The 14,223-nt window shown below is 74.1% G+C and carries 13 protein-coding genes; 5 read left to right on the top strand and 8 right to left on the bottom strand.

What is annotated here, in order from left to right; translation table 11 throughout:
* Position 1: 1 nt before the first annotated feature.
* On the bottom strand, positions 2–1,087 hold the full coding sequence (locus ACI79C_RS03355) for an erythromycin esterase family protein (protein WP_456944189.1): 1,086 nt from the start codon (positions 1,085–1,087) through the stop codon (positions 2–4).
* A gap of 225 nt (positions 1,088–1,312) precedes the next feature.
* Complete coding sequence (locus ACI79C_RS03350; protein WP_456944188.1) at positions 1,313–1,681, bottom strand: hypothetical protein; 369 nt, start codon at positions 1,679–1,681, stop codon at positions 1,313–1,315.
* Positions 1,682–1,974: 293 nt separating this feature from the next.
* Here ACI79C_RS03350 and ACI79C_RS03345 point away from each other — a divergent pair, with 293 nt between their 5' ends.
* Complete coding sequence (locus ACI79C_RS03345; RefSeq protein WP_456944187.1) at positions 1,975–2,163, top strand: hypothetical protein; 189 nt, start codon at positions 1,975–1,977, stop codon at positions 2,161–2,163.
* Positions 2,164–2,797: 634 nt separating this feature from the next.
* On the opposite strand, the gene ACI79C_RS03340 is transcribed toward ACI79C_RS03345, so the two are convergent.
* Positions 2,798–3,847, bottom strand: a complete 1,050-nt coding sequence (locus tag ACI79C_RS03340; RefSeq protein WP_456944186.1) for a hypothetical protein — start codon at positions 3,845–3,847, stop codon at positions 2,798–2,800.
* Positions 3,848–4,032: 185 nt separating this feature from the next.
* Between ACI79C_RS03340 and ACI79C_RS03335 the strand changes: the two genes are divergently transcribed.
* From ACI79C_RS03335 to ACI79C_RS03325, 3 genes are all read left to right on the top strand, one after another.
* Positions 4,033–5,292, top strand: coding sequence for a thermonuclease family protein (locus ACI79C_RS03335; RefSeq protein WP_456944185.1), 1,260 nt, complete (start codon positions 4,033–4,035; stop codon positions 5,290–5,292).
* 110 nt (positions 5,293–5,402) lie between these two features.
* Positions 5,403–6,146, top strand: coding sequence for a helix-hairpin-helix domain-containing protein (locus tag ACI79C_RS03330; protein WP_456944184.1), 744 nt, complete (start codon positions 5,403–5,405; stop codon positions 6,144–6,146).
* Positions 6,147–6,273: 127 nt separating this feature from the next.
* Positions 6,274–7,683, top strand: a complete 1,410-nt coding sequence (locus ACI79C_RS03325; RefSeq protein WP_456944183.1) for a DUF4407 domain-containing protein — start codon at positions 6,274–6,276, stop codon at positions 7,681–7,683.
* Positions 7,684–7,696: 13 nt separating this feature from the next.
* Here the strand turns inward: ACI79C_RS03325 and ACI79C_RS03320 are convergent, their stop codons facing one another.
* Positions 7,697–9,244 (bottom strand): long-chain-fatty-acid--CoA ligase, encoded by a 1,548-nt coding sequence (locus ACI79C_RS03320; protein WP_456944182.1) that lies wholly within the window; start codon positions 9,242–9,244, stop codon positions 7,697–7,699.
* Positions 9,245–9,426: 182 nt separating this feature from the next.
* Here ACI79C_RS03320 and ACI79C_RS03315 point away from each other — a divergent pair, with 182 nt between their 5' ends.
* On the top strand, positions 9,427–10,182 hold the full coding sequence (locus tag ACI79C_RS03315) for an enoyl-CoA hydratase/isomerase family protein (protein ID WP_456944181.1): 756 nt from the start codon (positions 9,427–9,429) through the stop codon (positions 10,180–10,182).
* A gap of 110 nt (positions 10,183–10,292) precedes the next feature.
* Here the strand turns inward: ACI79C_RS03315 and ACI79C_RS03310 are convergent, their stop codons facing one another.
* From ACI79C_RS03310 to ACI79C_RS03295, 4 genes are all read right to left on the bottom strand, one after another.
* Positions 10,293–10,721, bottom strand: coding sequence for a DUF3237 domain-containing protein (locus tag ACI79C_RS03310; protein WP_456944180.1), 429 nt, complete (start codon positions 10,719–10,721; stop codon positions 10,293–10,295).
* A gap of 219 nt (positions 10,722–10,940) precedes the next feature.
* Positions 10,941–11,444, bottom strand: coding sequence for a hypothetical protein (locus ACI79C_RS03305; RefSeq protein WP_456944179.1), 504 nt, complete (start codon positions 11,442–11,444; stop codon positions 10,941–10,943).
* Between the two features lie 172 nt (positions 11,445–11,616).
* Positions 11,617–12,753, bottom strand: a complete 1,137-nt coding sequence (locus tag ACI79C_RS03300; protein WP_456944178.1) for a DUF2332 domain-containing protein — start codon at positions 12,751–12,753, stop codon at positions 11,617–11,619.
* A 15-nt stretch (positions 12,754–12,768) separates the two neighbouring features.
* Entirely contained in the window at positions 12,769–14,106 is a 1,338-nt protein-coding gene (locus ACI79C_RS03295; RefSeq protein ID WP_456944177.1) for an ABC1 kinase family protein, read from the bottom strand.
* Between the last annotated feature and the right edge of the window lie 117 nt (positions 14,107–14,223).

Here is a 14,223-nt window from a genome sequence, read left to right as displayed (position 1 = left end):
CTCAGAACCCGAGGTCGGCGGCGAGGTGTGACTCGGGGACGTGGACGACGGCGTCGAACGCGTCGACCACCGGCGTGACGAGGTGGTCGGCGTCCAGGCGGATGCGGTCCGGGCCGGAGCCGTCGCCGCGGGCGGGGCGCAGGTCGGCGAGCGCGAGGCCGGCACCGGCGAGCGCCGCCTCGATGCTGCCGGGCTCGGGCGGGCCGAGGGCGGTGTCCTCGACCCGGAAGCCGTACGGGCCGACGTCCGCGTCGGGGTACAGCGCCGCCGTCCGCCCGCCGCCGCTGGTCAGCGCGACGGGGACGTAGTCCGCGCCGAGCGCCCGGTCCAGGTGCAGGCCCATCGGCAGCACCTGGAGCTCGCCGCCGTAGACGACCGGGGTGCGCTGGGTGTGCGCGTTGTGCGCCATGAGGACGACGCGGTCACCGGGGTCGAGCCGGTCGAGCCACCAGCCGACGGTGGCGGCCAGGTACCGCTCGCGCGAGGTCGCGGCCGCGGGCAGCCCGGTCCCGGCGACGGCGCCGGCGATCGCGCGCAGCTGGGAGTCTGCAGCGCGGGCACCCTCCAGCCGCCACCGGGCCACGTCGAACGCGGCCCGCCCGCCGCTGTCGACGTAGGTCGGTGCGAGGGCGTCGAGACGGTCGGCGAGCCGGCTGAGGGCGGCGGTCAGCGCGTCCTGCCGGTCCGGGGCCAGCGCGAGGTAGGCCGGAGCCGCCTGGGCCTGGGTCCGGCCGGCGATGCCGGTGGCGATCTCGACGGCGGGGTCGAGCAGCCGGCGTGCGTCGGGGTCCACCGCGTCGAGGTACTCGGCGAGCGGGTGCAGCGACGGCAGCAGGGAGCCGGCCGCGGAGGGGACGTCGACCCCGGCGAACCGCACCGCGGGAGGGTGCGTGCGGAGCCAGTGGAACATCGCGCACACCTCGGCGGGCCGGGCCGTGCCGGCGGGGATGCACTCCTCGGCGAGCGCGGGCAGCTCGTCGTCCGGACGGTCGCCCTGCACCCACTCGTCGAGCGTGAACCCCTCGCTGAACCCGGACTCGTAGGCGAGCACGGTGAACCCGCACCGCTCGACGAGGAAGCGGAGCACGCGGTGGCGCGCCCGAGCGAACTCGCTGGTGTAGTGGGCGTTTCCCCCCGACGGCGACCACCCGGGCCACGCCGATCACCTCGCGCAGCGGCTCGAGGTCGTCGAGGGAGGCGTCCGGGTCGAGGCCCGCGAGCTCGGAGACGGGGAACGACATGGCCCCGGACGCTAGGAACCCGACGGCCGGGACGCAGGCCGTTTCCGGACCCGTCCCGGCGCCGCCGGCTGCTACTTGACGCAGATCGCGTAGACGCTGGGAGTGTACGAGGAGCTGCGGAACTGCCACCCACTGTTGGAGAAGTAGTTGCCGTAGACGACCGTCGCCGTGGCGCGCCACGAGCTGCCCGAGGGGTAGCTGCTGGTGACCTTGTACTCCCGGCTGCTGAGGGTCCCGAAGTAGTCCGTAGGGACCTTGAACCCTCCGCCGGTCACCTTCGCGCCACTGGGGCACGTGGCCGAGCCGTTCCCGGTGACGGTCGCCGTGACGTCGAAGTAGTTGACCGCCGCCTCGGCCGCGGCGGGTGCGGCCACGATCCCCCCGGCGAGTGCGGTGGCGATGACCGCACCGCTGATCCAACGTGTGGATGGCCGCTTCATGGCTGACGTCCTCTCGTGACGGGTGGTGCCGACGGCGTCGTCCCGGAACCGGTCGTTCCGTCGGTCGTCGACCTGTACGGCACGGACCCCGGCGCACTCGAGGCGAACGGGCACGAAGGTCCACCCGGTCGTTGAGCGGAAGCAGCCAGAGCCCCGGACGGCGGATCGGCGGCCCGCACCCGTCCGCTGGACGACGCCACGCCGCTGCACCGACTCCTCGGACTGCGAGCTCGGTGACCTCAGTGATGCCACAATCGTCGGACCTGCACCGCACCCGGACGAGAGGCGTCTCGATGACCACGTTCATCCCCGTGGAATACAAGAAGGGCGAGCTCTGGATGAACGTTGATTTTGTCCGGTTCATATTCAAGGTGAAGGGTGCCTATCACCTCCAGACTGAGGATGGGAAGGGCTTCTCGGTAGCCGCAAGTGGATATGACGCGGTGGAGGCTCTGATCGCCGCGCGCCAAGTGTCGCAATAGCGTCCAACTGCTCTAGTGCCCTGTGAGGCACTGCGGGCGGCTCAGCGGGGATCGGACGACAGGTGCCAAGCCTTGGCCAACGGCCCGTCCTCGGTCCTCATCCCACGTACCGCAGTTGTTCGGCCCGGCCCGTTTCGACCCCGATCAACGAGGAGTGGAACGGGGATGTCGAGCCGGCTTGTGTCTATTAGAGGGCTCACCACTGGTGGGGGCGGACGCGACCAGACCGGTTCACCGGCGGAGTCGCTACGCCTTACCGTGTAGTGCTGGATGATGCTCCGCAGACGATTCTTCAGGTGAGCATCAATTCCCCCAAAGTATGCAGATCGGCAATGCCACCCTGTTGGGGGATTGGTTCATGAGGTTGTTGCCGCGGTCGCTTCAGGGTCGTTCGTCTCTGGCAATCGGGCTCACCGTGGGTGACGAGGTCGTGGGGGCAGGTCCGGGTCGGCACTGGCGCCTCGCTCAGCGCCGTTCCCGCCGCACGCGTACAGGCCCAGGCTGGCCGCGCGGTCAGCCTGAGCCGACATGGTGGTTCGCGTCATGGGCTCTCTGGCATCGCGGAACGCCGAATTCGGGTCCCTCGTCGGCAGGCTGAGCACGAGCACGATATGCCGGTCGCCGCGACCTGCCCTCACCCGACGACGAAGGCGCTCACCTGCGGACCGTCGCCGTCGATGCACGCGCCGGTGACCGTCACCGCCCGGCCGTCGGCGGCCGGCGCCACGGCGCCGAGGACGGCGGTGCCGTCGCAGATCTGAACCTGGCCCACCCGCTCGCCGGAGTCGAGGTCCACCGTGACCAGCTCGGCCGGGTACTGCAGGTCGGCCAGCGGCACGGAGGCGGTGCGGCCGTCCGGGGCGACGGCGAGGTCGAGGGCGGAGTCGCCGGCGCCGTCCAGGTCGGTGGAGGTGCGCAGCTCGCCGTCCGCCACGGTGACCAGCCGCCCGACCGCGCGGGCCGCGCCGAGGTGCACGGTGGCGACCGCGGTGCCCTCCGCGGTGACCTGGAGCGCGGCAGGCGAGCTGGGCCGCTCGGGGACGAGCTCGACCGGCGCGCCGTCGGGCCGCAGGTCGGCGCCGTAGAAGGCGAGCGCGGCACCGGTGCCGCCGGCCGGGCGGTCGACGGTGAGCAGCGCGGCCAGCCGTCCGTCGGGGGTGGCCGCGAGCCGGGTGGCGGGTGCCTCCGCCGTCCGGACGACGGCGCCGGTCGCGACGTCGACGGCTCGCAGCAGACCGTCGCCGGCCAGGAAGAGCGTCGAGCCGTCGAGGACGGCGGCGTCGGGCGGTCCGCCGTCGAGGGGCGTGACGGCCGGTTGCCCGGTGGGCGGGACGGTCAGCAGGTCCTCCCCGGCGACGACCGCCGTCCCGTCAGGAGCGATCACGAGGCGGGACTGCGGCGGGACGAGGGGGATGGGCGTCGCCGTGGCGGTGGCCGGGCCGTCCTCGCCGGGGGTGATGCGCACCAGCCAGCTGGAGTCCGCGTCGCCGACGAGGGCGACCGGCACGCCGTCGGGTCCGGGTGCGAGGTCGTACAGGCGGACGTCGGTGCCTACAGCGGTGTCCAGGTCGAGCGTGGCCAGGACGGTGGGCGCGGGGACCGGGGGATCGGGGGCCCCGCCCGTGCAGCCGGCCGCAAGCAGGGCGAGCGCGAGCGCCGCGGCGGTGCGGCGGCGGGGGGGCATGTCGGCTCCGGGCGACGGGGAGCCCGAGCCTGCGCCGCGCGGATGGGCGGCGCAACCGCCGATCCGCCAGCCGACCGGCGGATCGTCACCCGCGCGGATGACCTCGTGGTCGCCGCTCGTCCGAGAGGCCCGGTCGGCCCCTAGCCTCGCGGGGTTCTCAGCGGGGCGAGTGACGAGGGACGGGTGTGGCAGGAGGTCTGACGGGCGCAGGGCTGGGAAAGGTCCTGGCGGGCATCGCGGTGGGCGCGACGGTGGCGACCGGGATCGCCATCGCGTCCAGTGACGACGGCACGACCGCGACGGTCACCCACGTCGTCGACGGGGACACCATCGACGTCTCCTACGACGGGGCCGAGCACCGGGTCCGGCTGCTCAACGTCGACACCCCGGAGTCGGTCGACCCGGAGGAACCCGTCGAGTGCATGGGCCCCGAGGCGACCGCCTTCTTGCGGGACCGTCTGCCGGTCGGCACCGAGGTCCGCCTCGAGTACGACGAGGAGCGGCTCGACGGTTACGACCGCGAGCTCGCAGGCGTCTTCCTCGGGGACGCGCTGGTCAACGCCGAGATCGCCCGGGCCGGTCTCGGGGTCGCCATGTCCGTCGGGGACAACACCCGCTTCCACGCCGAGGTCCAGGCGGCCGAGGAGGAGGCCCGCTCCCTGGGACGGGGCCTCTTCTCCGAGGAGGTGACCTGCACCGTCCCGGCCCAGGTGGCGCAGCTGGAGGCGACGGCGGCCACCGTGGCCGGTTACGAGCCGGCGCAGGGCGCCGGGCTCGAGGCGATCGAGGCGCACGCCTCCGAGCTCGCGGAGGTGGCCGCCGCCGCGACGACGCTCATCGGGTTCCTCGACGGCGACCGGCGGGTCTTCCCGCTCGCTGCGTTCGACGCGGTCGAGATCACCCGGCTGCGCGCCCGGGTGGACGACGTCGACCGTCGGGTCCGCGCCGCCCAGAGCCGGAACCAGGCCGCCCGCGCCGTCGAGGAGTCGCGCCTGGAGGCAGAGCGGCAGGCCGCTGAGGAGGCAGCGCGACAGGCGGCGGAGGAGGGAGCACGCCGGGCCGCGGAGGAGGCGGCCCGGCAGGCCGCGGAGACCGAGCGCACACGGTCCTCGGGGGGCTCCGGCTCGACGGGGTCGGGATCGGCCGGGTCGAGGTCGTCCTCCGGCGGGTCCGGTTCGTCGTCGTCTGGGAGTTCGTCGTCCGGGGGCTCGTCGTCCGGTGGCTCGTCGTCCGGGAGTCCGTCGTCCGGGGGCTCGTCGAGTGGTGGGTCGGGGTCCGGCGCGTCCGGCGGTGGATCCGGGTCCCGGTCCTCCGGCGGTGGCTCCTCCGGCGGGTACGACGGCTACACCGGCTGCCGGGCGTACGGCTCCGGAGGCACGTCGATCGACGAGAAGGGCCGTCCATACACCAAGATCCACTGCACGACGAAGCAGCCCATCGGGTGACGCGCGCGGTCACCTTGTGCAGCGCCGGGGGAGCGGCGTGTCACCGTCAGCTTCCCGCCGGAGCCACGCCAGGGCCCCGGCTCGCCGCACCCACTGCACCAGGAGGACGCGTGACGGAGTCGTCGCGGTACCCGTCCGGCTCCCGCGCCGGCGCCGAGCGAGCGGGCACCGGCTCGCCGGGGCAGCGGTCGATCGCGGAGCGGCTGTCCGCGGGCGGCTGGTACTTCGCCGTTCCCATCCTGACGGCCGGCCTCCTCGCCGCCGTCCCCTTCTGGCACGCCGCACGGCGGCTCGGACGCCCGGCGCTGGTCCGGCTGGCCCTGACCTACACGGCCGTCGACGCGTTCCTCGTGGTGCTCCTGGCCCTGACGCCGGACCCGAACCCGGACGGCTCGCCCGGCAACCCGACCATCAGCACGATCGGCGGCCTGACGGTCATCGCGGTCGTGGTGGTCGGCTGCCTGCAACTCAGGGGCCTCCGGCGTGAGGTCTACGGGACCCCGCTCCCGCGGACGACGGCCGCCGACCCGGCGGTGGCCCGGGCACTGGCCGCGCGCCAGCGGCGCGTGGAGGCCCGCCAGCTCCACGCGAGCGACCCCGCCCTGGCGCGCGAGCTCGGCATCGGGCGGCCCGACCTCGGGCGGGGTTACGACGACGGTGGCCTGGTGGACCTCAACACCGCTCCCGCGGCGCTGATCGCGCAGGTGGCCGGCATCGACCTCGCGCATGCCGAGGCGATCACCGCGGCCCGGACGCAGCGGGGCGGGACGTACTTCAACCTGGGTGAGGTCCTCGTCGACGTGGGGCTCCCGCCGCACGTCCAGGCGCAACTCCGGGAGCACGCCGTCGTCTGAGCGGTGAGCGCGTGACGCTGGTGTGGCGGGTGTGACGACGCCGTCCGCCCGGGGGCCGCGACTGCCGATGAGCCCTGTGAGGCGACGGAAGATCCTCGACCCCCGTCGCCCGCGGAGGTGACGCCGGATGTCTCGACATCGGCGGTTCGGTGACGGCCTGGCGGTGCTGGGTGGCGCGCGTCCCGACGTCCTGGAGGCCGCGCCCGGTGCGCGGCCGCGGTTCGTGGCGCTGGGCGGCGTCCTGCTGAGCACGGGCGGGCTCGCCGTCCTGTCGGCGGCGTTCGCCGTGCACATGGCGCTGGGCGTGTGGTGGCCGTTCGCCCTGCTCGTCGGCCTGGGCTGGGGCACGGTCATCGTCAACCTCGACCGGATGCTGCTGGTCGGGATGGCGCACGACGCGTCGCTCAAGCGCAACGTGGTGATGGCGGTGCCGCGGGTCGGGCTGGCGCTGGTGCTCGGCGTCGTCGTCGCGACGCCGCTGACCCTGCAGGTGTTCCACAAGGAGATCGACACCGAGATCGTCACGATGCAGGCCGAGGCGGCCGACGCCTACCGGACCTCGCTCGAGACGGACGCGCGGTTCGCCGGCCTCCCGGAGCTGCAGCAGGAGATCGCGACCCAGGAGTCGATCGTGGCGACCGGGGGCGAGAGCGACCCGGCGCTCGCGGCGGTGCACGCCGACGTGACGGCGAAGCAGGCCGCCTACGACCAGGCGCTGGCCACGTCGCAGGAGCTGCAGGCCAAGGCGCAGTGCGAGCTCGACGGCACGTGCGGCACCGGCGACGCGGGCACGGGGACGGCGTACGAGCAGGCCCGCGCGGCCGCCGACACGCAGGCCGCGGTCGTGGCCTCGGCGAAGTCCGAGCTGGACGCCGCCATGGCGGCCGCGTCGGCCGCGGAGGGGCGCTCCGCCTCACAGGCCGCGGCGTCGCTGGAGACGAACCGCTCCGAGTACGAGCGGCTGACCGCGGAGCAGACGCGGCTGCAGTCGTCGTTCGACGGGACCAACGAGGGCTCCGGCGGGATCCTCGCCCGGCTGGAGGCGCTCGACCGGCTCAGCGACTCCAACGGCACCCTCTGGGCGGCCAAGACGATGCTGTCGCTGCTGTTCATGTGCATCGAGCTGCTGCCGGTGCTCATGAAGCTGCTGCTCAACTTCGGCCCGCCGTCGGCGTACGACAAGCTCGCGGCGCTCCGTGACTCCGGCGACCTCGAGGTCGCGGAGCTGGAGGAGGACTCGCGGCGGACGGTGGCCCGCGAGAAGGAGGAGCTGCTCCTCATGGCCGAGCGCGAGCGGATCGAGCGGCAGAAGGAGACGATCCGGGCGCGGCAGCGGGCGGCCGAGGCGGCGGCCCTGGCCGAGCGGATGGCGGCCTTCGCGCCGCCGGCCCCCGCCGTCCCGACCGCGGTGGCGCCCTCGCTGCCCGAGCCGCGGCAGCAGTGGGACACCGGGCCGATCCGCCTGGCCCGCGCCGCCGCCCGGACGATGAACTCCGTGCGCCGCCGACCGTCCGACCGGATGCCCGCCAGGGTCTGACCCCAGCGGACGGTCAGTGGACGGCGCGCTCTCGGCCCTCCCAGTAGGGCCTGCGCAACTCGCGTTTGAGCACCTTCCCGGCGGCCGAGAGCGGGAGCGCGTCGACCAGTTCCATCGACCGCGGTGCCTTGAAGCCGGCGAGCCGGTCGGCGCAGGAGCCGCGTAGCTCCTCGAGGGTCACGGTGGCCCCGGCGACCGGGACGACGACGGCGTGCACCCGCTCGCCGCACGTCGGGTCGGGGACGCCGATGACCGCGCACGTGGCCACGGCGGGGTGCTGGCCGAGCACGCTCTCCACCTCGACGGAGAACACGTTCTCACCGCCGGAGATGATCATGTCCTTGAGCCGGTCGGTCAGGTGGACGTAGCCGTCGTCGTCCATCCGACCGCCGTCGCCGGTGTGCATCCAGCCCCCGCGCAGGGCCTCGGCGGTCTCCTCAGGCCGGTTCCAGTAGCCGAGCATGACGTTGCCGCCGCGGACGACGATCTCGCCGGCCTGGCCGCGGGGGAGCTCCACGCCGTCCCGCCCGATGATGCGCACCTCGGCGCAGTGGGCGGCGCGGCCGACGGAGCGCCGGTGCGCGGGGTCCTCGTGGTCCTCCGGCGTGAGGAGGGTGGCGATCGGCGCGAGCTCGGTCATCCCGTACGCCTGCACGAAGCGGGCGTTGGGCAGCGCCTTCATCGCGCGGCCGAGCAGGGCGTCGGACATGGGAGAGGCGCCGTACATCAGCCACCGGACACTGGTGAGGTCGAACTCCTCGAGCCGTGGGGAGTCCACCACCAGCTGGACCATCGTCGGGACCAGCAGCAGGTCGTTGACCTCGTGCGCCTGGACGGCGGCCATCACGGCGACCGGGTCGAACGCCGGGATCATCACCTGGGTGCCACCGATCACGCCGCCGGTGACCCAGGCCGAGAAGTCGGCGAGGTGGAACATCGGGGCGGCGTGCAGGAAGACCAGGCCCCCCGGTGACATGTGCTCGGTGGCGAGGAAGGCCATGGCCGACGTCAGCAGGTTGTCGTGGCTGAGCATCACGCCCTTGGCCCGGCCGGTGGTGCCGCCGGTGTAGAAGACGCCGGCGAGGTCGTCCCCACCGCGGCGGGTGTCCTCCATCGGGGCGGAGGCGCTGATGAGGTCCTCGAAGGCCAGCATGCCGCCGGGCGGAGGGCCGTCGCCGGAGTGGACGACGTGGGCGAGGCGCGGATGCCGTTCCCTGATGCCCTCGACGCAGGCGGCGAAGGCGTCGTCGACGAGGAGGAGGCGGGCGTCGACCTCGGCGAGTGAGTCGGCGATCTCGAGGACGCTCCACCGGATGTTGACCGGGACGACGACACCGCCCGCCCACAGCGTCGCGCCGAGGAACTCGGAGAAGCGGTCGGAGTTCAGGCTCAGGATCGCGGCCCGCTCGCCGTCCCGGACCCCGAGTTCGGACAACGCGGCCGCCAGGCGGGCGATGCGGTCGACGGATTCGGCGTGGGTCCGGACTCGGCCGGCGCAGACGGTGGCGATCTCGTCCGGGCGCTGCTGCACGTGACGGTGCAGGCCTTGGGTGAGGTACACGGCAGCCCCTCCTCACGCCGGGTGTCGTGACTCGCCGACCCTCGCCGCGGCCGGCCGGCCGGCGCCAGAGGCGGACGCCCCTCGGGGTTCCGGGTCGAAGGGTGACCTCGGTCGCGGGCGTGGTCTGATGCCTCCGGGTGTCAGCCGGCGGAGGGGTCGGTTGCGTGCGGAGGGGGGTTCTCGTGGCCGGTTCCGGCTCCGGTGAGGTGCTGCTCGACGTCGACGGTGCGGTCGCGGTGGTGACGCTGAACGCACCCGACCGCCGCAACGCCCTGACGCCGGGGATGGCCCGCGAGCTGATCGGGCTGTTCGACGAGGTGGACGCGCGGCCGGAGATCGGCGCGCTGGTCGTGCGGGCCGTCGGGAAGTCGTTCTGCGCGGGCGGGGACATCGCGACGCTGACCGCCGCCGGCCGCGACCCGGCGACGCCGGAGGCCTACGAGGGCATGTCGGCGATATACGACTCCTTCTACCGGCTGGGCCAAGTCAAGGTGCCGACGGTCGCCGCTGTCCGCGGCTCGGCGGTGGGCGCCGGGATGAACATGCTGCTGGCGGCGGACCTGAGGATCATCGCCCGCGACGCCCGGCTGATCGCCGGCTTCCTCAAGCGCGGGATGCACCCGGGCGGCGGGCACTTCGTGATCCTGTCCCGGCTGGTCGGCCGCGAGGCCGCGGCGGCGATGGCGCTGTTCGGCGAGGAGGTCTCCGGTGCCCGCGCCGCCGAGCTCGGGCTGGCGTGGGAAGCCGTGGACGACGGCGCCGTCGAGGACCGCGCGATGGAGCTGGCCGCCCGCGTGGCCGCCGACCCCGAGCTGGCGCGGGTCGCGGTGGGCAACTTCCGCCGCGAGGTCGTGAACGGCGCGGTGAGCTGGGAGGTCGCCACCCAGTTCGAGCGGCCGGCGCAGATGTGGTCGATGCGCCGGTCCGCCCGGGACTGAGGCCCTCGTCCTCGTGGTCTGACGCAGGCACCAGTACGGAGGAGCCCGCTCGGGCGGGGCCCCTCCCGGGTCGTCGTCCCACCCGACCCGTTCGGGGCACCTCGGGGGGGCTAGCGCAGCTCGTACCACTCGTAGTCGAGCGTGAGGTCCTCGTGGACCACTCCCTTGCCCACCGCCAGGATCCGGTTGAGCCATGCATAGCGCTCGTCCCCGGTCTCGAAGCGCGGGGCGACGTAGATGGTGACGGGCAGGTTCACGCCCTCCGAGAAGTCGACTCGCCCGTGGTACTGGGCGAAGACGATCGCACCGTCGTCCGTGCGGAACGTGGCTCTGATGTCGAGCGTCCCGGTGCCCTCCGGTCCGACGACCAGCCAGTCAGCGGCTGCGGAGCCCATCATCTCGCCGCTCAGGCGGTCCCCGTCCAGCTTCACGCTCTCGACCTCGAAGATCAGCCGCGTTCCGGCCGGCCCGGATCCGACCTCGATCGGTGGCTTCAACTGGATGTGCAGAGTGCACAGCGGCACCAGCTCGATTGCCATCACGCCTCCCCCGGCTCTCGAACGAAGGGCGGCGACGCTACCCCGGCGGAGGGGACGCGATCCCGGTCTCCGTCCTGTAGCCGGAGCCGTAGAACCGTCCGGGCGAGTTTCGAGACCTACGGTGGTGGAGTCCCGACCCGTCGTGAAGCGGCGGCTGGTCCAGGCCATGGGGCGGGCACGGGCCAGGCCGACCTGGCTGCTGCCGTGATCTGTTGACGCCTACCTCGTCACCAGTAGTTCGTCGCCAGCAGCGGCCGCGTTGCCGACCTCTGACGGAGCGCCGGCGTCCGCGGGGTCGGAGAGCACCAGCGTCTGGCGCGTCGTGGCGGTGTGGCAGAGCTCCACGGTGCAGTACTGGGCGTTGACGGTGATGTGCGTCTCCACCGGCAGGAACACCCGGAGCGCGCCGATCGTGGTCGCCGTCCAGGTGGTGGGCGTGGTCGAGCACTGCACGGGGATGCCGAAGAAGTCGCGCGCGATGTCGAGGCCCTGGACCTGGGCGACGTCCCCGAAGACCGCCGCCTCGGCCGCGCTGTCGCAGGTCACCGTGCCGCTGAGGACGACGGTGCCGGGGGCGTCGCCGATCTCGGCCGAGTCGAGGGTCACCGTGACGGGCTCGACCTGCGCCGGGGGTGCGGCCAGCGCGGTCGGTGCGGCGAGCGTCGTGGCTGCTGCGACGGCGGCGCCCAGCACCAGGGCACGGCGGACTGTTCTCGCGGACATGGCTGCCTCCGGGCGGGACACGCGGGTGGGGGGAGCGGCACGACGCCCGAGCGCGTCGTGCCCATTGACCGCGTGCGCGGACGCGGTCAGCGGAGCGTCCTCGCGGCCGGCTGACCACGTCAACCGGGGTTGCTGACCGTCCGTCAGGGCTCACTTGCGCCGTGACCCACGGTCACGGGCTGGGTGCGGCGGTCCACTCCAGCCAGGCAGCGCCGGGGTGCGCCCGGCCGAGCACCGTGCCGCGCTGCTCGCCGTCCCGCACGCTCACCCGGCCGATCACGCCGAACACTCCGCCGTCCCGGTTGTCGCGCAGCCAGTCGGGCGGGACGTCGAGGCCCTGCACGGTGCCGGTCGCGGCCGGCCCCAGTGGGACGAGCGGGTCGACCGAGATCCACTCGACGTCGCGGCCGAGGTCCGGAACCGCGTCCCGGAAGGCGGCCAGGCGCTCCGGCGGCAGGAACACGTGCACGTAGGTGTCGACGAGGCAGAGCAGGGCGTCGTGCGGCACCCGATCGACCACGGCGGGTAGCACGTCGACGAGGTCGCCGCGGAGCGTGGGCGCGGGGTGTTGCCTGGCGACGTCGACGGCGGCGGCGAACCGGGTGACGGCGTCCACCTCGGGCGGCACGCAGGCGGCCAGCCACCGCGCCGTGCCGGGGTCGGTGAGGTCGAGCGGTTCGACGTCGACGCCGAGCCGGTGCGCGATGGTGGGGAGCCGGGCCGGGGGCCTTCTCGTGCCGCGGACGGCGCAGGACAGGTGCACGGGGGAGTGGTGGTCGCCGGCGTCGATCGTGGCGCCGTCGGGGAGGCGGTAGGTGTACCGGTAGCGGTCCAGGTGGAGGGTGAGCCCGGCGCCGGTGCCGAGGTCGACCAGGGCGAGGGGTCGCGGGTCGCCGGCGGTGATGGCCGCCAGTGCGGGGAGGACGTCGAGGCAGCGGCCGACCTCGTTCATCTGGTAGCGGTGCTCTCCGGACAGCTCGGTGAGTTCGGGGCCGTGGGCCCGGGCGAAGGCCCGCAGCGCCGGACGGAAGCCGTCGTCCTCCGGTGGCTGGGTGGCGCCGGGCCGCGGGTAGTAGGCGGTCAGCGGGTCCTCGGCGTGCTCGTCGAGGGCGAACCGGATCGCCGCGCTGAGCAGCAGCGGCGGCAGCCGGTCGAGCGGGATGGCCGCGGCCAGGTCGAGCAGCTCGTCGTCCTCGGCGATGGCGGTGAAGGTCGCGGCGGTGAGCCACCAGCTGGGCGGGGCGTCCGGCGGGGACCAGGCCGCCGCGACCGAGCCGGCCTGCTCGGCGACCGTCGCGCGCGGGTCCACGTCGGCAGGCTCGTCCTACGTCACGGGCCGGTCAACGGGCTCGTAGCCGGGCAGCCAGCGCCGGACCTCGGCGTCCACAGCGACGGTGGCGCCGAGCGAGCACAGGACCCCGACCAGCTCGGCGGCCACCCGCTGCAGCAGCAGGTAGTGCGGCGGGATGGTCAGCCGGCGCTGGGTGCGGGCGGCGGTGCTGAGCGGGTCGGAGGCGCGGCGGGTCTGCTCCTGCATCCACCTTCGCGTGAACCGGTATTCGTTCGTGCGCAGCGGCTCGACGTAGGGGTCGAGCAGGTCGAGCAGGGCGTGCGGCGTCACGCTGCCGGGCTCGAGGAGGTGTCCGGCGGCGATGCGGTGCAGGGTGGTGGCGTCGCCGTCCCGCCCGGCGGCGAGCAGCGGGCCGAGCCGGTCGGGCCAGCCGTGCGGCATGGCCTGGGTCGAGCCGAAGTCGAGGACGGCGAGCCGACGGTCGGGCAGCAGGCGGAAGTTGCCGGGGTGCGGGTCGCCGTGCATCCGGTGGGCGCGGACGGGGCCGGAGGCGAGCAGGCGGACGAGGAGCTGGCCGGCGCGGTCCCGGTCGTCCTGGCTGCCGTCGGCGATGACGCGCGACAGGGGAGTGCCGCCGACCCACTCGGTGACCAGCACCTGGTGCTGGACGGCGAGGACGTCGGGGACGCAGATGTCGGGGTCGCCGCTATAGGCGTCGGCGAAGGCCCGCTGCGCCTCGGCCTCGTGGGCGTAGTCGGCCTCCTCGACGAGGCGTTCGCGCAGCTCGGCGAACAGCTCGCGGGCGTCGAGGCCGGGCACGGCCGCCTTCATGACCGGGGTCAGGACCTGCAGGTTCCCCAGGTCGGCGACCAGCGCCTCGGCGGCGCCCGGGTACTGGACCTTGACGGCGACCGGCGTGCCGTCGGCCCAGGTGGCGCGGTGCACCTGCCCGATGCTGGCCGCGGCGACGGGCCGGTCGTCGAAGTCGTGGAGCGTTTGGCGCCAGGCGGGCCCGAGTGAGGCGGCGAGCTGCTCGTGGACCCGCGCGGTCGGCATGGCCGGCGCCGCCTCCTGCAGCCGGACCAGCGTCTCCCGGTAGGGGCCGGCCAGCTGCTCGGGCAGCGCGGACTCCATGGCCGACAACGCCTGGCCGACCTTCATCGCCCCGCCCTTGAGGTGGCCCAGGGTGGCGAACAGCTGCTCGGCGGTGCGCTGCTGCACCTGCGCGGCGACGACCTCCGCGGGGCGCCCGCCGATGCGCTTGCCGATCCCGACGGCGGTGCGCCCGGCGTAGGCGGCCGGCAGCGCGGCGAGCCGGGCCGTCCGCGCCAGGCGGCCCCACGTGGGTCGGCTCTCGTCCGCGGAACTCACCATCGGACGGTAGCGCCGCCGGCGGTGTGTGCGTCCGGACGTCGCCGTCGACCCGGCCCGGCGGCAGGCGGCCGCCCCGGGACGGCACCGGATCTCGTGGGCAGTGGACATGGCGCA

The sequence above is a fragment of the Geodermatophilus sp. SYSU D00697 genome (assembly GCF_054050175.1).
This window is presented reverse-complemented; position numbering and strand designations above follow the sequence as displayed.

Excerpts from the sequence above, each read along its gene's own strand:
- ACI79C_RS03350 (WP_456944188.1), bottom strand. The coding sequence starts at position 1,681 with ATGAAGCGGCCATCCACACGTTGGATCAGCGGTGCGGTCATCGCCACC.
- ACI79C_RS03345 (WP_456944187.1), top strand. The coding sequence starts at position 1,975 with ATGACCACGTTCATCCCCGTGGAATACAAGAAGGGCGAGCTCTGGATG.
- ACI79C_RS03340 (WP_456944186.1), bottom strand. The coding sequence starts at position 3,847 with ATGCCCCCCCGCCGCCGCACCGCCGCGGCGCTCGCGCTCGCCCTGCTT.
- ACI79C_RS03305 (WP_456944179.1), bottom strand. The coding sequence starts at position 11,444 with ATGTCCGCGAGAACAGTCCGCCGTGCCCTGGTGCTGGGCGCCGCCGTC.
- ACI79C_RS03310 (WP_456944180.1), bottom strand. The coding sequence starts at position 10,721 with ATGGCAATCGAGCTGGTGCCGCTGTGCACTCTGCACATCCAGTTGAAG.
- ACI79C_RS03325 (WP_456944183.1), top strand. The coding sequence starts at position 6,274 with ATGTCTCGACATCGGCGGTTCGGTGACGGCCTGGCGGTGCTGGGTGGC.